Source organism: Micromonospora rubida (genome assembly GCF_009908295.1).
In the GTDB taxonomy this organism is placed as follows: Bacteria; Actinomycetota; Actinomycetes; order Mycobacteriales; family Micromonosporaceae; genus Micromonospora; species Micromonospora rubida.
In genome coordinates this window covers 71,498-89,055 of record NZ_JAAALO010000011.1, presented here as the reverse complement: position 1 = coordinate 89,055, position 17,558 = coordinate 71,498, and the positions used below count along the sequence as shown (strand labels likewise).

Genomic DNA, 17,558 nt, shown 5'->3' with positions numbered 1-17,558 from the left:
GGTCGGCCCGGCTGCCGGAGGCAAGACCCCGGGCCCGGTCGATGGCCGCGGTCCAGGTAACGGTTTGAAAACTTCGCCCACGGCCTTGACACCGGGGGGCCTTTAGTAAGAAATTTTACCACTAACAGTTAAGAATCTTTTCCGAAAGGCGTCGCATGGTGGATCACGAGTTGGAGACCCCCGAGGGGGCCGCCGTGGTCGACGCCGACACGGCCGACCGGCGGGGCTCGCTCCCCACCGACGGCGTGCTCGCCCGGGTCCGGGCCGGCGCGGGTGAGCTGACCGGCGCCCTGCGCCGGGTCGCCGAGCACGTGCTCAGCGACCCGGAGTCCGCGGCCCGAGCCACCATCGTCGAGCTGGCCGAGCGCAGCGGCACCTCACCGGCCACCATCACCCGGTTCTGCCGGGCGATGGGCTTCGAGGGGTACGCGGACCTGCGGCTCGGCATCGCCGCCGAGACCGGCCGGGCCCGCTCCGCCGGCTGGACCGTCGACATCGGTCGGGAGATCCAGCCCGGCGACCCCCTGGAGCGGGTGCTCGGCCAGATCATGGCGGCCGACACCCGGGCCATGCACGACACCGCGGCGCTGCTCGACCTGACCGAGGTCGAGCGGGCGGCGGTGGCCATCGCCGGCGCCAGCCGGGTCAACATCTTCGGCGCCTCCGGCAGCGCCCTGGTCGGCGCGGAGATGCAGTTCAGCCTGCACCGCATCGGGGTGGCCGCCTGGGCCTGGAGCGACGTGCACGAGGGGCTGGCCAGCGCCGCACTGCTGGGCCCCGGCGACGTGGCACTGGGCATCTCGCACACCGGGCAGACCCGGGAGACCATCGAGATGCTCGCCGAGGCGGGCAGCCGGGGCACGACCACCGTCGCTCTCACCGGCTTCCCCCGCTCCCCGCTGGCCGAACTGGCGGACATCGTGCTGCTCACCGCCAGCCAGGCCACCACCTTCCGGCCGGACGCGCTGTCCGCCCGGCACCCGCAGCTCGTCGTGCTCGACCTGCTCTACATCGCGGTGGCGCAGCGCACCCACGCCCGCGCCCACGCGGCCTTCCGGCGCACCGCCCAGGCCGTCGACGGGCACAAGGCCGCGAAGGGTGCAGCCGCATGATCAGCGCACAGGGGTACGCCGCCGCCGTCCGCCCCGTACTCGACCGGCTCGTCGACTCGCAGACCGAGGCGGTCGGCCGGGCCGCCGACCTGATCGCCGCCAGCCTGCGCGCCGGCGGGGTGCTCCAGGCGTTCGGCGCCGGCCACTCCGAGGTGTTCGCCGCCGAGCTGGTGGCCCGGGCCGGCGGGCTGGTCCCGACCAACCGGATCACCCTGCACGACCTGGTGCTGCACGGCGACGCCTCCCGCGACGTGCTCGCCGATCCGTTGCTGGAACGCGACCCGGCCGTCGCCCACCAGCTCTACGCCCTGGCCGCCCCGCACCCGCGGGACGTCTTCCTGGTCGCGTCCCAGTCCGGCATCAACGGCTCGGTGGTCGAGCTGGCGACGCTGGTCAGGGACAACGGCCATCCGCTGATCGCGGTCACCTCCGTCGAGCACACCGCGCGGGTCGCCCCTCGGCACCCGTCGGGGCACCGGCTCGCCGACCTCGCCGACGTCGTGCTGGACAACGGCGCGCCGTACGGCGACGCACTGCTGCCGCTCGAGGGCGGCGGCGCGGTCTGTGCGGTCTCCTCGGTCACCGCCGCGCTGCTGGCGCAGCTGCTGACCGCCGAGGTCGTACGACGGTTCCACCAGGCCGGAGAGGTACCCCCTATCTACCTCTCCGCCAACGTCCCCGGTGGGGACGAGCACAACCTCGCCCTTGAGTCGCGGTACGCCGGGCGTCTCCGGCGAACCGCCTGATTCGACACCACAAGGAGAGACAACGATGTCGGTTACCCCCGAGCACCCGGCCGACCTGAATCGCCGGACCCTGCTGCGCCGCGCCGCCGCCGCGGGCCTGCTCGTCACCCCCGCCGCCGGTCTGCTCAGCGCCTGCGCCGGCAGCGAGCCGAGCAAGTCCGACGACTCCGGGTCCGCCAAGAGCAAGGACAACCCGTTCGGCGTGAAGGACGGCAGCGCCGTCAAGGTGGTCGTCTTCAACGGCGGGCTGGGCGACCAGTGGGCCAAGGAAGACAAGGTCGTCTTCAACGCCAAGCACGCCGGCGTCACGGTCAACATGAGCTCCACCCAGAAGATCAAGACCGAAGAACAGCCGAAGATGGCGACGCAGCCGAGCGACCTCGTGATGAACTCGGGCGCGGACATGATGGACATCAGCACCCTGGTCAACGAGGGCGCGATCGAGCCGCTGGACGACCTGCTCACCGCCGCGGCCTGGGACGGCGAGGGCACCGTGGCCGACTCGCTGCTGCCGGGCACCGTCGACGACGGCACCTTCCAGGGCAAGTTCTACGTGGTGAACGTCGCCTACACCGTCTGGGGCAACTGGTACAACGGCGCGCTGTTCACCAAGGAGGGTTGGGAGCCGCCGAAGACGTTCGACGAGTTCTTCGCCCTCGCTCCGAAGATCAAGGCCAAGGGCATCGCCCCGTACGTGCACGACGCCAAGCACGGCTACTACCCACGCTGGGCGCTGATGGCGACGATCTGGAAGTCCGCCGGCCGGCAGGTCGTCATCGACATCGACAACCTCAAGGAGAACGCCTGGAAGGCAGACGGGGTGCTGCCGGCCCTGCAGGCGTGGGAGAAGCTGGTCAAGGACAAGCTGCTCCTGCCGGGCAACCTCGACCACACCCAGTCGCAGCAGGCGTGGCTCGACGGCAAGGCGGCGTTCATCCAGGTCGGCACCTGGCTGAAGAACGAGATGGCGGCGACCATCCCGCCGGGCTTCGAGATGAAGGTGTCCGACTACTGGAGCCTGGGCGCCGCCGACAAGGCGCCCAAGGACGTCTTCGCCGGTGCCGGCGAGGGCCTGGTGGTGCCGAGCAAGGCCCCGAACAAGGCGGCGGCGAAGGAGTTCCTGCGGGCCGTGCTGTCCAAGTCCGGCTCCACCAAGTTCGCGGAGCTGACCAAGTCGCTCGCTTCCACCAAGGGCTCCGGCGACGGGGTGCAGGACTCGGCGCTGGCCACCGCCAACGAGCTGATGAAGAACGCGCCCAAGGACCTGATCAAGGTCAAGTTCCAGGACTTCTACGCCGACCTGGACAAGGAGAGCCAGAACCTCTCCGAGGAGCTGATGGCCGGCCGGCTCAGCGCGCAGCAGTTCGTCGACAAGATGCAGGCGGCCGCCGACAAGGTCGCCAAGGACTCGTCGATCAAGAAGCAGACCCGCGCCTGATGGCGGTCACGGACCACTGATCCGAACGAGAGAGTGAGTGGAATGCGGCACGGTGTCGCGCGCTTCGTCACGGGCTTCCTTGCCCTCCCCGTCGCGCTGTACCTCTTCTACGTGGTGTGGCCCTTCGCCCAGGCAGCCGGATACTCGCTGACCAGTTGGGGAGGCTACTCCGACAAGCAGGACTTCGTCGGGCTGGACAACTACATCCGGCTGTTCTCCGACGAGCTGATCAGGAAGGCGTTCTGGCACAACGTGTTCTTCCTGGTGACCGTGCCGCTGTTCACGATCGCGCTGGCCCTGTTCCTCGCGTTCCTGCTCAACGTGGGCGGACGCGAGGACAGGGCCGGCATCCGGGGCATCTTCGGCTCCGGATTCTACAAGGTCATCTTCTTCTTCCCGCAGGTCCTGTCACTCGTGGTCATCGCCGTGATGTGGCAGCAGATCTACCGGTCCGACGGTCAGGGCCTGGTCAACGGCCTGCTGATGAAGATCGGGCTGGTGGACGCTGACAACCCGATCGCCTTCACCGCCGACCCCGAGCCCTTCCTCGGCGTGCCCGCGGTGCTCTGGTGGCTGCTGCTGATCGCGGTGTGGAGCGGCGCCGGCTTCTACATGGTGCTCTTCTCCGCGGCGATGCAGTCGATCCCGAAGGACATCTACGAGGCGGCCATCCTCGACGGCGCGAGCCGGTTCCACACGTTCTTCCGGATCACCCTGCCGCTGCTGCGGGACACCATCTCCGTGGCCTGGGTCTACCTGGGATTCATCGCGCTGGACATGTACGCCCTGGTCTTCGTCATGACGCCCAGCCAGGGCGGGCCCAACCACGCCAGCGAGATCTTCGCGTCGGTGCTCAACTTCACCGCGTTCCAGAAGGGTCAGTTCGGCTACGCCTGCGCGATGGGTGTGTCGCTGGCCATCTTCACGATCCTGCTGGCCGCGCTCCAGCTCCGGATCACCCGCCGTGAGCGGATCGAGTACTGAGGAGGCTGGACGATGAGCACGGTGATCCACCCGTCCGGTGACCGGACCCGCCCCGAGCGGCGCACCCCGCCGACCCCCGCGCCGGACGGGCTCCTCGGCCGCAGCCGCGAGCTGGGCGGCCGCTTCTTCAACGGCTTCTCGCACGTGTTCCTGGTGGTCTGGGCCGTCATGGTGATCTACCCGCTGCTGTGGGTGGTGATGTCGGCGTTCAAGGACGACTCCGAGGTCATCCGCAAGCCGCTGTCGCTGATCCCCGACAAGCTGCACTGGGACAACTTCACCCGGGCCTGGGGGGAGGGGCACCTCGGGGCGTTCTTCCTGAACACGCTGCTGGTGCTGGTCGGCAGCGTCTTCCTGACCATGCTGCTCGGCTCGATGGCCGCGTACGTGCTGTCCCGCTACGAGTTCCCCGGCAACCGGCTGATCTACTACATGTTCCTGTCGGGCCTGACGCTGCCGATCTACCTCGCCGCGGTGCCGCTGTTCAAGGGCGTCTACAACACGGGGCTCGCCTTCCCGCTGCTGGGCCCGAACAAGCACCTCATGCTGATCTTCGTGTACGTGGCCTGGTCGCTGTCGTTCACGGTCTTCTTCATGCACTCGTTCTTCCGGACGCTGCCGAACTCGATCGCCGAGGCGGCGATGGTGGACGGAGCCTCGCACAGCCGGCTGTTCTTCAGCGTCATGCTGCCGATGTCCAAGCCCGGCCTGATCAGCATCGGCATCTTCAACGTGCTGGGCCAGTGGAACCAGTGGTACCTGCCGACGCTGCTGATGCAGTCGGTGGCGGGAGAGCCGAAGAACCAGGTGATCTCGCAGGGCCTGATCGAGCTGTCGGTCAACCAGGGCTACAAGTCCGACTGGTCCGGCTTGTTCGCCGGGGTGACCATGGCGATGCTCCCGGTGCTCATCGTGTACATCGTGTTCCAACGACAGGTGCAGTCCGGCCTAACCGCCGGCGTAGGCAAATAACCCCCCACCCCCACCCCCACCTACCCCCACCCCGCTCTGCGCGCGCAAATTCACGGAAAGAGTGGCCATTCGATACGGAATGGCCACTCTTTCCGTGAAAGCGCGGGCCGGCCGGCGGCGTCGGGGGCGTCGGCGGCGTCGGGCCCGGCCCGGCGCGGCGGGCGGGTGGGTGGGGTGGGGGGAATGTCGTAGGGGCGAGGCAGAATCACGTCCGTGCTGGTCGCGGTGGTGTCGGACGACCGGGGCGGGGGAGTGCTGCAACCCCTCGACCCCGTCGGTCGGCCCACGGCCCCGGCCGATTCGGTGGCCGACCTCGCCGCCGCCGTGGCCACCCGGGAGGCCGCGGAGCATCCGCGCTGGGTCTGGGCCTGCGGCGCGGCCGTCTACCCGGTGTTGCTGCGCGCCGGGGTCCGGCTCGACCGCTGCCACGACGTCGAGCTGACCGAGTCGCTGTTGCTCGGGCACGCCGGCCGCTGGGGCGAGCCCCGCTCGTTCGCCGCCGCCTGGGCCCGGCTGACCGGCGCGCCGGTGCCGCCGGACCCGCCGCCCCGCGCGGCCGAGCCGCCGGGCCACGGGCAGGGCGCGCTCTTCGACGCGCTGCCCGGCCCGCCAGGCCCGGGCGTCGAGGCCCTGACCCGGGTGTACGCCGACCAGCTCGCCCGGACCGCCGCCACCGAGCACCCCGGCCGGTTCCGCCTACTGGTGGCCGCCGAGTCGGCCGGCGCCCTGATCGCGGGCGAGATGGGCGCGGTCGGGCTGCCCTGGCGTGCCGAGGTGCACGACGAGCTTCTCACCGAGCTGCTCGGCGAGCCGTCCCCGGTCGGCGGCCCGCCCCGCAGGCTGGCCGAGTTGGCGGCCGGGATCGCCGCGGCGTTCGGGCTGCGCCGGGTGCACGCCGACTCCCCGGCCGAGCTGCTCAAGGCGTTCGCCCGGGCCGGGGTGGAGCTGCCCAACACCCGGGCCTGGGTGCTGCGCGGGGTCGACCACCCGGCGGTGCCGCTGGTGCTGGAGCACAAGGAGCTCTACCGGATCTGGACGGCGCACGGCTGGGCCTGGCGAGATGCCTGGGTGCGCGGCGGCCGGTTCCATCCGGAGTACGTCCCCGGCGGGGTGGTCTCCGGCCGCTGGGCCACCCGGGGCGGCGGCGCGTTGCAGATCCCGAAGGTGATCCGGCGGGCGGTGGTGGCCGACCCGGGCTGGCGGCTCGTCGTCGCCGACGCCGGCCAGCTCGAGCCGAGGGTGCTCGCCGCGGTCTCCAACGACGCCCGGCTCGCCGCCGCGGGCGGGGCCGGCGACCTCTACGCCGCCCTCGCCCGGGACTCCTTCGGCGGCGACCGCGCCCGGGCCAAGGTAGCCCTGCTCGGTGCGATGTACGGGCAGACCGGCGGGATGGCCGTCCCCGCCCTCGCGGTGCTGCGGCGCAACTACCCGACCGCCTTCGCGTACGTCGAGGCGGCGGCCCGCACCGGCGAGGCAGGCGGGCTGGTCCGGTCCTGGCTGGGCCGGACGTGCCCGCCCGGCACGGCCGGTTTCGCCGACGGCGACGACGCCGGGGTCGACCCGGACGCGGCGGCCGACCCGCAGGGCCCCCGGGCCCGGGCGGCCCGTTCCCGGGGCCGGTTCACCCGCAACTTCGTCATCCAGGCCACCGCCGCCGAGTGGGCCTCCACCCTGCTGGCCACCCTGCGGACGGCGCTCGCCGGCACCGACGCCGAGCTGGTCTTCTTTCAGCACGACGAGGTGATCGTGCACTGCCCGGCGGCGCAGGCCGACGCGGTGGCCGAGATGGTGCGCGCCAGCGGCGAGCGGGCGACAGCCCTGCTGTTCGGCGACACTCCGGTCCGGTTCCCGCTGGACCTGTCCGTCGTCGACTGCTACGCCGACGCCTGACCGTCGGCCTGAGGCCAGCCCTGCCCCGCCGTCCTCAAGGCGACTCCACCGCGTGGCTGCAGATCATGATGCGCGCGGCATCAGCCTCGGTGGATGTAGCTCGGAACGAGCTTCAGAGGCCTCGCCGAGGCAGGATCTTCACAAAATCTGACCGCATGGTCTAATCTCTGACCATGCAGTCAAAAATTGGTGCGGAGGATGCCCTCACCCGGACGCAACGCGCCCGTCGGCAGGACATCGTCGCCGCAGCCATCTCAGTGATCAACAGCGAGGGCTACGCCACGGCATCGATCGAGCGCATCGCCAGGGCGGCGGCATCGAGCAAAGGAACCGTCCTGTATCACTTCAAGACCAAGGAGGCCGTCAACGAGGCGGTCGTGCGCCTCCTTTACGACAACGGTGCGGCGTACATGACCGAGCGCATCACCGCCGCAGAGTCCTACCGCGACAGGCTCCGCGTCTACCTGTCGTCCGACCTGCACTTCATCGCGGACAACACCGCGCACGTCCGAGCCGTACACCGCATCCTCGAAAACGCCGGCTCCGACATCGAGGTTCCGGACGGAGTGCTGGCACTGCGACAGCTGCTGGCGTCGGGACAGCAGCATGGCGAGTTCGGCGAGTTCGACCCCCACGTCGTGGCGATGGCCGCCCGCGCCGTCGTTGACGCTGCATCTTTGCACTTCACCGCGCACCCGCAATTCGACGTCGAACACTACATCGCCGAAGTGGTCCAACTCTTCGACAAGGTGACTAAACCCTGATGCCGCAGGAAGGAACCACCGTGACTTCCGCCAGTTCGTCAATCGCAAGATTGCGTACTCCCAGCGCTACCGAATTCCGCACCGTCAAGTGGCTCGTCGGCGTCTACGTAAGCCTCAGCACGCTCACCGTCGCCGCGATCATCACCTTCTCCGCCGTGGCCCCGGGCCTGGTCAACCCCCAGGCCCAGGTGCGCGGCATCATCGTGGCCGCAACCTCGTTGCTGAGCTTCGTGTTCGCGAGCCGCGCGGCTCGCGGCGACACTCGGGCGCTGTTGCGCCTACGCATCGTCGTCGCGATCGTCATTGTCGCCGTCATCGCCGTGCTGCTCTTCGTGCCCCTGCCGTCGTGGATGGTCGTCGAGCAAGCCGCCTGTGGGGCCGTCCTGGCAGCCGTAGCCGTCATCATCCTGCGCCCATCGCCGAACAGCCCGCCCCGTCGGTCCGCCCTGCGGCGACCGACTCCGGTGGGCTTGGTGGACGTGCGTCGGTCAGGCGGTTTCCGTGTGGGCGTGCCCGCGCAGCAGCGGCAGGTACACCTCGTCGACGATCTCGACGAGCACGTCGTCCGGCGCGCTGGAGACCCCGCGCGTGATGATCTCGTTGCGCAGCAGTGCGAGGGCCACCGTGGCGACCCGGGGGTGTCGGGCCTCAGGTGGCGCCTGCCCCCGGGCGACGGCGCGGTCGAGGACCGCTAGCCAGCCGGCCGTCCCGGCGGCGCCGGCCTGCTCCTGCAACTGGGCCAGCAGCTCCGGCTCCTCGCCGACAGCGGACAGCAGGCCGCGCAGCACCTCGCCCAGCGGGGAGGTCCAGTGGCAGTTGGCCCGGCGCAGCAGTTCCAACGCGTCGCCGCGCAGCTCGCCGGTGTCCGGCGGCTTTAGGTCGGCCACGGCGAGCTGCCGGTACGCGGCGACGCCGAGCGCGGCCCGGTTCGGCCAGCGCCGGTAGATCGTGTTCTTGTTGGTGCCGGCCCGCCGGGCGACCCGGTCCATGGTGAGGCCGGTGTAGCCGGACTCCAGCAGCTCGTCGGCGGCGGCGCGCAGGATTGCTTGTTCCAGGGCTGCCCCGCGCCGCCGCGTCGCCCCGGTCCGTTCCGCCCCGTCGCCTGCCATGACGGGTACGGATCGTACCCCAGCTCCCTTCTTGCGCCGCTCGTCACCACCGCCTTAAGGTACGTTGCGTACCCTAATGAAGGAGGGCAACTGTGCGCGGCAGGGGCATCACGTACGACACCGGCTTCGTCAACGCCGGCGAGAGCACCCGTGAGCCGTTCGACCCGGACGTCGTACGGCGGGAGATGCGCGTGATTCGGGAGGACCTGCACTGCACGGCGGTCCGGGTCACCGGCGGCATCCCCGAGCGGTTGGAGATCGCCGCCCGACACGCCGCCGACGTCGGGCTGGAGGTGTGGTTCTCCCCGTTCACCTGCGACCTGACCACCGACGAGCTGCTCGACGTCCTGGCCGACTGCGCCGAGCGCGCCGAGCGGCTGCGGGAGCAGGGCGGGGAGGTCGTCCTCGTCACCGGGGCCGAGCTGATGCTGTTCACGAAGGGGTTCCTGCCCGGTGACAACTTCGCCGAGCGGCTGGACGTGCTGGCCCGGCCGGACCTCCTGCGCGAGGTGCTGCCGGAGGTGCCCGCCCGGCTGAACGCCTTCCTCGGCGAGGCCGTCCGGGTCGTCCGAGCCCGGTTCGGCGGGAAGGTCACGTACGCCTCGCTGCCGTCCGAGCGCGTCGACTGGACGCCCTTCGACTACGTCTCGGCCGACGCCTACCGTTCGGCCGAGGTCGCCGACCGGTACGTCGACGGCATCCGAGCCCTCGTCGCCCAGGGCAAGCCGGTCGCGGTCACCGAGTTCGGCTGCACGACCCACCGGGGGGCCGCCGGGCTCGGCGCCCGTGGCAGTTTCATCGTCGAGTGGGACGGCGCCAACGGCGTCCGGCTGACCGGCGAGTACGCCCGCGACGAGGACGAGCAGGCCACGTACCTGCGAGAACTGCTCGACGTCTTCGCCGCAGAGGGGGTGGACACCGCATTCTGGTGCACCTTCGCGACGTACAACCTGCCGCACCGCGACGACCCGCTGCGCGACGTGGACCGGGCCTCGTACGGCCTGGTGAAGGTGTTCGAGGACCGGCTCGGTGACCCGTACCCCGACCTGCCGTGGGAGCCCAAGGCGGCCTTCGCGGCGCTGGCCGACGCGTACCGCCGCTGAGTCGGCCATCGGGGCGATGTGTAGCAAATACCCGTTTCGCCCCGACACTGATCTGACGGGCGCTCGTTGCACCCGGTGTGCGAATCGCAGGAATGATCATCGCGGCGGGCGGGGGACGCCGCCTCGGCGGCCCGGAGGCATTGCTCCACCAGGGTGGGCAACCCCTGGTGGACCGGATGATCGAAACGATGACCAAGGCTGGCTGCGAGCAGCTCGTGGTGGTGCTGGGCGCGGCGGCGGACCAGGTCCGGCAGACCGCCGACCTGACCCGGGCCACGGTGGTGGTCAACCGCGCGTGGGGGACCGGGGTCGGCTCGTCGATCCGAGCGGGCCTGGCCGCGCTGACCGACGAGGCGGTCGAGGCGGTGGTGGTCGTGCCGGTCGACATGCCGGGGCTCACCCCTGCGGCGGTGCGGCGGGTGGCCGCGCTGCCGTACCCCGACGTGCTGGCCTGCGCCACCTACAGCGGGCTGCGCGGGTACCCGATGCTCTTCGGCCGCCGGCACTGGGCCGGCATCGCCACCCTGGCCAGCGCCGACGTCGGCGCCCGGCCCTACCTGCTGGCGCACAAGGACCAGATCGTGGACATCGCCTGCGACTCGGTGGCCGACGGCAGCCGCGTCGACACCCCCGAACTGATGGCCCTGTACGGCCTGACCGTCCCACCCCAACGCGTAGGCGCCTAAACCCCGCCCCCGCCCCTGCCCCGGTGATCAAGAGGTTCGCGTCATCCGGCGGCCCGAATCCTGGCGCAGACCTCTTGATCAACGCACGGTGGGCGCGGGTTGTCGGACGGTGGGTGGACGTAGGGTCGGGCGGTGTCGCGTCCCCCGATCGACCTGGTGCCCCACGGCGAGTTGGCCGAGGAGTTGACCCACAACCCGTTCAACGCGGTGACCGGCGGCATCTGGCGGACCCGCCGCCACGGCCGCCCGGCCGTACTGAAGCTGATCACCTCGCCGGGCCGCGAGGGCCCGGCGCACTGGGCCGGCAGCGCCGACCCCGGGCACTGGAACTACTGGCGGCGCGAGGTCGAGGCGTACCGGGACGGTCTGGCCGTCCGGGCGTACGCCGGCGCCGGGCTGGCCGCGCCCGAGACGCTGGCGGTCGACGAGCGCCCGGACGGCGGCGTGGCGCTCTGGCTGGCCGACGTCGCCGGGCGGCCCGGCACCGCCGGCACGGTCGCCGACCTCGGCGACGTCGCGGCCCGGCTCGGTGCCGGGCACGCCGCCTGGCTCGGCCGGCCGCCCGATTACGACTGGCTGGCCCGGGACTGGCTGCGCGACTACACCCTGACCCGGCCGGTCGTCGAGCCGGTGCCGTGGGACCACCCGGTCGCCGTGGCCGCGTGGCCCGCGCCGCTGCGCGCCGCACTGCGCCGGCTCTGGGAACACCGGCACGCGCTGTTGGCCGCCGCCGACGGGCTGCCGCGCACCCTGTGCCACCACGACTGCTGGCCGATGAACCTGGTGTTCGGCGACGCCGGCCCGGTGCTGCTGGACTGGTCGTTCGTCGGCCCCGGGGCGGTCGGTGAGGACGCCGCCAATCTGGTGCTGGACACCTTCCTCGACGGTCTGGTCGACGTCGCCCTGCTCGACGAGGTGGCGGCCACGGTCGTCGACCGGTACGCCGACGGCCTGCGCGGCGCCCTCGACCGGGCCGAGGTCGCCCGCGCGGTGCGACTCACCGGGGTGGCGAAGTACTTCTGGCTGGCCCCGCTGATGCTCGGCCGAGCCGGCGGCGGCACCGCGCAGACCTACGACCTGCGCGGCGAGGCCGAGATGTTCGCCGGCCGCCGGCCGGTGCTGGAGCTGCTCGCCCGCTGGGCGGACGAGCAGCTCCGCTGAACGCGCCGGCCGCCCCCGTCAGGCGTCGGCGCGGACAGGACGGATGAATGGACTTGGCAGGATCTGGTCCCGGCCATCTGCACCGGCTCCGCTACCTCCTGGCGAGTTCTGGCCGCTCTCCGCTCTCCGTCGTCACTGTGCCGCTGACGGATCTCGGGGCGGTGAGTCGCCTGCCGAGAAGAATCCAGGCGCACACGGCCGCCATCGGCACCGCCACCAGGAGCATGACGGTGATTTCGTCGAGGCCCCCGCCCTCGGTCAGCAGTGCGCCCGTGAGAAGAGACAGGACCATGTTGTTGCCAGCGTGGGCCAAGCTCGGCGGCCAGACACTGTCGCTGCGCGACCTGAGCCAGGCAAGGATGACCTCTTGCAACAGGAAGCCCACCGTCCACACCAGTAGGCCAAGGAAGATGTTGGTGAACTCGAGGTAACCGAAGAAGGCGAGGGGATAGTGCCACACTGCCCAGATGAGCCCCGTCGCGGTAACCGACAGAAGTGGGCGGTCCACGAAGATGCGAAGCCTCAGGTAGCTGGTCCAGCCGAACTCCTCACCCCAGTAGAGGGGCGTGAGCAGCGGAATGGCGGCCATCAGCAGGAGAACGAACGCCCACCCCGGAAGGCCAGGAACGGCGTCGTCCAGGCTTGATGCGTCCGGACTCCACAAACCGAGCGTCGCCGCCAGCCCGACGGTTGCCCCGACCAAGGCCAGTGGAGCGAGCCAAGCGATCAGATAGGAGGACCATCCCCTTCGTAAACGGAGCGCAAGCCCTGCGTCGTGGAACCCCTCCCTTGTCACCCAACGGCGTACAACTATGGCGGCGACAGCCGGGGCGAAACCAAAGGGAAGCTGAACAAGCGGGTTGACCAGTGAGAGCCCCAGGCCCAATCGAGCGCCGATCAACCAGACCCAGGACGCCCCGAAGGAAATGGCCAGGAAAGCCAGCACGCCTTTCGTTTTCCTCGTCACGACTGCACCTTTCTCCTGCCTGCCGAAATGCAAGATCCACAAGATCATGTGCTTCGCGTGGCGGTCACTGGCATTAGTAGGCGTAACGCGGGTATGGCTAGGCCTACCCGATTCCTGCAGACAGGCGTGCGGCTCGCGGCGGGGCGGGACGGATCGACGCGGCCACCGTGCTGGTCGCAGCCCCGTTGAGTTCGGTCGCCCAACACCGCGTCCCGCGTGGCGACTGGCCGTGCCGGCCCCAGGGTTGAGGGCTGCGGTCGCTGTCACCTCCACGTGGACCGCACAGCGGATGCCCGCCCGGCGGGGTCTCTCCAGTTCTGGTCGCCAGGAGAAGACGAACAACCCTCATAGATGATGTTTTCGTCATTCGTCGACGGCTACGTTGTTACGCCCCGACCTCACGGAGTCGCCGCAATGCCCTCTGGCGCCGTAGTGCCAATGCTCTCCGTCATCATTCCCACCTACAACCGCTCCCGTCTGTTGCGCGGTACGCTGACGGCCCTGGCTGACCAGCGGATATCGTCGGACGCCTTCGAGGTCATCGTCGCTGACGACGGGTCGACCGACGACACCCGCCAGACGGTGGAGGACTTCACCGACCGGCTCCGCCTGCGGTACCACTTCCAGGAGGACCTGGGCTTCCGGGCCGCCGCCGCCCGCAACGCGGGCGCCCGCCTCGCCCGTGGCGAGATCCTGGCCTTCGTGGACAGCGGAATCCTGCCCGGCCCCGACTTCGTCGCCGGGCACCTGGCCGCACACCGGGAGCCCGGACCGGCGCGGGCGGTGATCGGCTACACCTACGGCTTCCGCCCCGACCACCCGACCCCCGGTCTGGAGGGGATCCTCCAGACACACACCCCCGAGGAGGTCGTACGCGACCACGGCGCCGACCCGGAGTTCCAGGACTCCCGGCACTCCCTCTTCGCGACCGCCCGCTTCTACCTCGCCCGCACGGCGCTGCCCTGGCAACTGTTCTGGACGTGCAACTGTTCCGTGCCGGCCGAGGAGTTCTGGGCCGTGGGCGGCTTCGACGAGATCTTCCGTTCCTGGGGCGCCGAGGACACGGAGCTGGGCTTCCGCCTGTACCGGCACGGCCTGGCGTTCGAGGTCAGCCGCGAGGGCTGGGCGGTGGACACGCCGCACTCACGCCCGTCGGAGCCGGACCTCAGCGACAACCGCAGCAACATGCTCACGTTCCTGCACAAGCATCCCGAGCCCCTGACAGAACTGCTGTGGGCCTGGTACTCCAAGCACCTGCCCCAGCTTGAGGACACCCGCGACTGGCACGTCAGGCTGGAACTGCCCACCATCCGCCGGGGGGCCAACCGGGTCCGTGGCCTGGACGTGACGGCGGAGCTGGCCCACCTGCGCGACACCCTGCCGCCGGGCGCCCGGGTCGCCGTGTTCGGCTGCGGCGGCGTGCTGCCGGCCGGGTTCCCGCCCGCCGAACTGTTCGACTACGACGAGACGCTGCTCCAACAGTTGCCCGCCGACCCGGCGCACCCGACCCACCACGCCATCGGCATCCGCACCGTCCTGTCCGACGACGCCGTCGACGTCGTCCTGGTCACCTCCCGGCTCACCCCGCTGTGGCGACGCTGGCGCACCCACATCCTGGCCGAGGCCCACCGCATCGGCAGGTCCGTGCGCGGGCCGCTGCTGGAGGCCGCCGAGCCCGCGTCGGGCGTCGGAGGCTGACGCCCCTTCGACCGAGGACGGTGCCGGCCGGCGGCGCCGTCCTCGGCCGACCCGCCGCTCAGGTGGGGCGGCCGGTCTGGCGGCGCTGACCGGGGTGCGGTCAGATCTCGATGTTGAACTTCCGCAGCACGGAGGGGGCGACCAGGCCCACGGTGGCCAGCACGGCGACCGCGGTCAGCACGCCGCGCAGCACGATGACCTCGGCCTTGCTGCCGGTGCGCAGGGCGATGCTGTTCGGCAGACCGATCATCGTCCACATCCGGCGCTTGATCGGGATCGGCCAGAGGATCGGCACTCCGGCGCGGGTGATCATGTCGCCGAGGATGTGCACGAAGCAGCCCACCCCGACGGCCAGCCCGATCAGCGGGTACCCCCGGTCGCCGGGCAGGTTGACGAAGGTGAACCAGGCGGCGGCGGCCGAGGTCAGGGTCACGATGACCCAGCCCGCGCGCTCCGCCCACCGGTCGAACAGCCCGCGCAGGGCCAGCCCGAACATGAAGAACAGGATGCCGACCACGGCCCACTTGCCGTACGAGGCGCACAGCGCGGTGGTGCCCCAGCCGACCAGCACGGTGAACGGGATGGTGTGGGTCAGCGTGCGGTGGCCGTTGTTGCGGCGCGGGTCCTTGCTCAGCTTGGTGGCGTAGTAGACGCCGAGCGAGATCTTCTCCGTCACCTCGGCGACGAAGAGGCTGACCACCCCGAAGGTGCGGGCCACCGTGGCGCCGCCCTGGTTGCGGGTCACCTTGCCGGACAGGTCGAGGTCGGGGAAGAGCGCCCCGCCGGCGCAGACCGCGGTGCCGACCGCCAGCGCCAGCGGCGACTGGTGGTAGTCGGCGAACTGGTCGAGCGCCCAGGAGCCGGTCAGCCACACCGCCGCGCCCGACAACGCGTGGGACGGTCCCATCATGACGCCTCGCCCTCCCCAGGGATCTTGATCCACAAACTACGCCACTCTGGCAGAGCAGCCGCCCGGGGGCAACAACCCGGGCGGTCCACAGGGGACATTGTCGGGTGACGGTCAGCGCGTGCCGGGTCGTTGGGCACCGTATCTCAGCCCGGGTCGCCGGGCCGGAAGCTGACCCGTACCGTGTCCCGTTCGGTCGCGCCGATCGGCCAGTCCACGTCGGGGGCGCTCCAGGCGAGCGACCACGCCTGGGCGTCGCGCGGGATCAGCTGCACCGCGTGCAGCCGGCCCCCGTACGGGGCGTCCCAGGCGGCCTCCCACTCCGATCCCCGGCCGGCCACCGTCTCGAGCCGGATCATCGCGTACCCGCGCAGGGCGTCGGCGTCCAGCGCGCGCCGCTCGTTCACCCGTAGCTGGGCCAGTGGGGCGGCGTCGGGATCGCTGGTCGGTGCGACGGTCAGCACCCGCCGGGCCGTCGGGTCCTGGAAGCAGACCGCGCCTCCCACCCGGTAGTGCCGCCAGCCCGGCGGCACGGCGAGCCGGAACCCGGTCGGGTCGGCGTACCAGTGCCAGCCGGACGGCAGCCGGAGCCGCTCGCCCCGGGCGGGGGAGACGGTGGGGGCGGGCTCGCCGGCGGGGTAGGGCCGCAGGCAGGGGAAGGGCGGCGGCGGTACGCGCCCTCCGGGCAGCCCCGCCCCGGGCAGTCCCGCCCCGGGCAGTCCTGCTCCGGGCTCGGCTCCGGTCCGGTCCGGTTCGGCTCCCGGCCGCCCGGCCTCGGTCCCCGGTGCCGAGCCCCGGTCGGGCTCGCGTTGACCGAGCGCGATCGCGGTGGATATCGCGGCGAGCACGGCGAACGCCCCGGCCGCCACGGCCAGCGGCCAGCGCCGTCCACCCGTGCCGGTTCTACCCGTGCCGGTTCTACCCGTGCCGGTTCTACCCGTGCCGGTTCCGGCCGGGCTGGTTCCGGCCGGGCGGCCAGGGCTGGCCGGGCTGGACGGCCGTGGGGCGGCACCCGGGTCGGGGACGTCGGGTGGCATCACCGTGGCCGGCGCGGCGAGGGCCAGGGGGCACGGCTCCCCGTTCACGGTGGTGGCCGAGGCCAGCCGACGCTGCGTCTCGTCGTGGTCGGTGCGGTCGCGTGGGTCGCGGCGCAGCAGGCCGGCCAGGACCGGGCGCAGCGGGCCGGCGTGCGGCGCCGGATCGGGCGGCCGGGTGGCCAGGGCGCTCAGCGTCGCCATCGCGGTGCTGCGGGCGTACGGGGACCGGCCCTCGACGGACGCGTGCAGGGTCGCCCCGAGCGACCACAGGTCCGCCTCCACGCTGGAACGCCCCTCGGCGGCCCGCTCCGGTGCGACGAACTGGGGCGAGCCGAGCACCAGCCCCGGCCGGGTCATCACCCCGTCCCCGCCGTCGAACACGGCCAGCCCGAAGTCGGTGAGCATCACCCGCCCGTCGTGGGCGATCAGCACGTTGGCCGGCTTCACGTCGCGGTGCAGCACCCCGGCGCGGTGTGCGGCGCGCAGCGCGGCGAGCAGCGCCAGCCCGATCGCCGCGGCCTGCCGGGGCGACACCGGCCCGGACGTGTCCAGCACGTTCTGCAACGACCGGGACGGGACGTACTCCATGATCAACCACGGGTCGTCGCCCACCGGCACCACGTCGTACACCCGGACCACGTTGGGATGGTTGAGCCGGGCCGCCGTCCGGCCCTCCCGCAGGGTGCGCAGGCGTAGCTCGTCGCGCTCGTCGTCGGACAACCAGGCCGGCGGGACGACCTGCTTGACCGCGACGTCGCGGTGCAGTACCTCGTCGCTCGCCCGCCACACCCGGCCCATCCCGCCGCGACCCACGAGGTCGAGCAGGCGGTATCGGCCGGCGATCACTACCTGCTGCACCGTTCTCCTCACCGCTGGTCGACGTACACCATAGCCAGCGGATCGGCGTGGACCTATCGGACGACAGGTCGGGGAAAGCAGTCAGCGGGCCGGATGGGCCGGTTTCGTCAGCGGGTTCCCCCTCGG

General features: G+C 71.3%; 16 protein-coding genes. 11 read left to right on the top strand and 5 right to left on the bottom strand.

The features are described 5' to 3' along the window. Positions 1-155 precede the first annotated feature (155 nt). From GVV04_RS28500 to GVV04_RS28470, 7 genes are all read left to right on the top strand, one after another. On the top strand, positions 156-1,112 hold the full coding sequence (locus tag GVV04_RS28500) for a MurR/RpiR family transcriptional regulator (RefSeq protein WP_161692091.1): 957 nt from the start codon (positions 156-158) through the stop codon (positions 1,110-1,112). Then, positions 1,109-1,858 (top strand): sugar isomerase domain-containing protein, encoded by a 750-nt coding sequence (locus GVV04_RS28495; protein WP_161692090.1) that lies wholly within the window; start codon positions 1,109-1,111, stop codon positions 1,856-1,858. Before GVV04_RS28500 ends, GVV04_RS28495 begins: the two co-directional genes overlap by 4 nt. 25 nt (positions 1,859-1,883) lie before the next feature. Beyond that, entirely contained in the window at positions 1,884-3,296 is a 1,413-nt protein-coding gene (gene ngcE / locus GVV04_RS28490) for an N-acetylglucosamine/diacetylchitobiose ABC transporter substrate-binding protein (protein WP_161692089.1), read from the top strand. A gap of 42 nt (positions 3,297-3,338) precedes the next feature. Then, a complete protein-coding gene (locus GVV04_RS28485; protein ID WP_161692088.1) occupies positions 3,339-4,280 on the top strand; it encodes a carbohydrate ABC transporter permease in 942 nt (313 codons plus the stop codon). A 12-nt stretch (positions 4,281-4,292) separates the two neighbouring features. Further along, positions 4,293-5,252 (top strand): carbohydrate ABC transporter permease, encoded by a 960-nt coding sequence (locus GVV04_RS28480; RefSeq protein WP_161692087.1) that lies wholly within the window; start codon positions 4,293-4,295, stop codon positions 5,250-5,252. Positions 5,253-5,465: 213 nt separating this feature from the next. After that, complete coding sequence (locus GVV04_RS28475) at positions 5,466-7,142, top strand: bifunctional 3'-5' exonuclease/DNA polymerase (protein WP_407938848.1); 1,677 nt, start codon at positions 5,466-5,468, stop codon at positions 7,140-7,142. A gap of 173 nt (positions 7,143-7,315) precedes the next feature. After that, positions 7,316-7,906 carry a TetR/AcrR family transcriptional regulator gene (locus GVV04_RS28470; protein WP_161692086.1) on the top strand — a complete coding sequence of 197 codons (591 nt, stop codon included), beginning with the start codon at positions 7,316-7,318 and terminating at the stop codon, positions 7,904-7,906. A gap of 103 nt (positions 7,907-8,009) precedes the next feature. Here GVV04_RS28470 and GVV04_RS28465 read toward each other — a convergent pair whose 3' ends face one another. Then, the gene (locus GVV04_RS28465; RefSeq protein WP_161692085.1) at positions 8,010-8,222 is read right to left on the bottom strand and encodes a hypothetical protein; all 213 of its coding nucleotides are present in this window, start codon (positions 8,220-8,222) and stop codon (positions 8,010-8,012) included. 172 nt (positions 8,223-8,394) lie between these two features. Continuing rightward, positions 8,395-9,015, bottom strand: a complete 621-nt coding sequence (locus tag GVV04_RS28460; RefSeq protein WP_161692084.1) for a TetR/AcrR family transcriptional regulator — start codon at positions 9,013-9,015, stop codon at positions 8,395-8,397. A 92-nt stretch (positions 9,016-9,107) separates the two neighbouring features. Here GVV04_RS28460 and GVV04_RS28455 point away from each other — a divergent pair, with 92 nt between their 5' ends. The 3 genes from GVV04_RS28455 (at position 9,108) to GVV04_RS28445 (ending at position 11,965) form a co-directional block, all read left to right on the top strand. Further along, on the top strand, positions 9,108-10,118 hold the full coding sequence (locus GVV04_RS28455) for a hypothetical protein (RefSeq protein ID WP_161692083.1): 1,011 nt from the start codon (positions 9,108-9,110) through the stop codon (positions 10,116-10,118). A gap of 92 nt (positions 10,119-10,210) precedes the next feature. Next, on the top strand, positions 10,211-10,804 hold the full coding sequence (locus GVV04_RS28450) for a nucleotidyltransferase family protein (protein WP_161692082.1): 594 nt from the start codon (positions 10,211-10,213) through the stop codon (positions 10,802-10,804). 132 nt (positions 10,805-10,936) lie between these two features. Further along, positions 10,937-11,965 (top strand): phosphotransferase family protein, encoded by a 1,029-nt coding sequence (locus GVV04_RS28445; RefSeq protein ID WP_161692081.1) that lies wholly within the window; start codon positions 10,937-10,939, stop codon positions 11,963-11,965. A gap of 91 nt (positions 11,966-12,056) precedes the next feature. On the opposite strand, the gene GVV04_RS28440 is transcribed toward GVV04_RS28445, so the two are convergent. Further along, a complete protein-coding gene (locus GVV04_RS28440; protein ID WP_161692080.1) occupies positions 12,057-12,980 on the bottom strand; it encodes a CPBP family intramembrane glutamic endopeptidase in 924 nt (307 codons plus the stop codon). Positions 12,981-13,370: 390 nt separating this feature from the next. Here GVV04_RS28440 and GVV04_RS28435 point away from each other — a divergent pair, with 390 nt between their 5' ends. Continuing rightward, entirely contained in the window at positions 13,371-14,630 is a 1,260-nt protein-coding gene (locus GVV04_RS28435) for a glycosyltransferase (RefSeq protein WP_161692079.1), read from the top strand. 100 nt (positions 14,631-14,730) lie between these two features. Here GVV04_RS28435 and GVV04_RS28430 read toward each other — a convergent pair whose 3' ends face one another. Both GVV04_RS28430 and GVV04_RS28425 read right to left on the bottom strand, forming a co-directional pair. Continuing rightward, entirely contained in the window at positions 14,731-15,540 is an 810-nt protein-coding gene (locus GVV04_RS28430; RefSeq protein ID WP_161692078.1) for a metal-dependent hydrolase, read from the bottom strand. Positions 15,541-15,683: 143 nt separating this feature from the next. Continuing rightward, positions 15,684-17,432 carry a serine/threonine-protein kinase gene (locus tag GVV04_RS28425; protein WP_161692077.1) on the bottom strand — a complete coding sequence of 583 codons (1,749 nt, stop codon included), beginning with the start codon at positions 17,430-17,432 and terminating at the stop codon, positions 15,684-15,686. Positions 17,433-17,558: the final 126 nt, after the last annotated feature.

Excerpts from the sequence above, each read along its gene's own strand:
- GVV04_RS28470 (WP_161692086.1), top strand. The coding sequence starts at position 7,316 with ATGCAGTCAAAAATTGGTGCGGAGGATGCCCTCACCCGGACGCAACGC.
- GVV04_RS28430 (WP_161692078.1), bottom strand. The coding sequence starts at position 15,540 with ATGATGGGACCGTCCCACGCGTTGTCGGGCGCGGCGGTGTGGCTGACC.
- GVV04_RS28460 (WP_161692084.1), bottom strand. The coding sequence starts at position 9,015 with ATGGCAGGCGACGGGGCGGAACGGACCGGGGCGACGCGGCGGCGCGGG.
- ngcE (WP_161692089.1), top strand. The coding sequence starts at position 1,884 with ATGTCGGTTACCCCCGAGCACCCGGCCGACCTGAATCGCCGGACCCTG.
- GVV04_RS28435 (WP_161692079.1), top strand. The coding sequence starts at position 13,371 with ATGCTCTCCGTCATCATTCCCACCTACAACCGCTCCCGTCTGTTGCGC.
- GVV04_RS28450 (WP_161692082.1), top strand. The coding sequence starts at position 10,211 with ATGATCATCGCGGCGGGCGGGGGACGCCGCCTCGGCGGCCCGGAGGCA.
- GVV04_RS28485 (WP_161692088.1), top strand. The coding sequence starts at position 3,339 with ATGCGGCACGGTGTCGCGCGCTTCGTCACGGGCTTCCTTGCCCTCCCC.
- GVV04_RS28480 (WP_161692087.1), top strand. The coding sequence starts at position 4,293 with ATGAGCACGGTGATCCACCCGTCCGGTGACCGGACCCGCCCCGAGCGG.
- GVV04_RS28440 (WP_161692080.1), bottom strand. The coding sequence starts at position 12,980 with ATGATCTTGTGGATCTTGCATTTCGGCAGGCAGGAGAAAGGTGCAGTC.
- GVV04_RS28500 (WP_161692091.1), top strand. The coding sequence starts at position 156 with ATGGTGGATCACGAGTTGGAGACCCCCGAGGGGGCCGCCGTGGTCGAC.
- GVV04_RS28465 (WP_161692085.1), bottom strand. The coding sequence starts at position 8,222 with ATGACGGCGACAATGACGATCGCGACGACGATGCGTAGGCGCAACAGC.
- GVV04_RS28495 (WP_161692090.1), top strand. The coding sequence starts at position 1,109 with ATGATCAGCGCACAGGGGTACGCCGCCGCCGTCCGCCCCGTACTCGAC.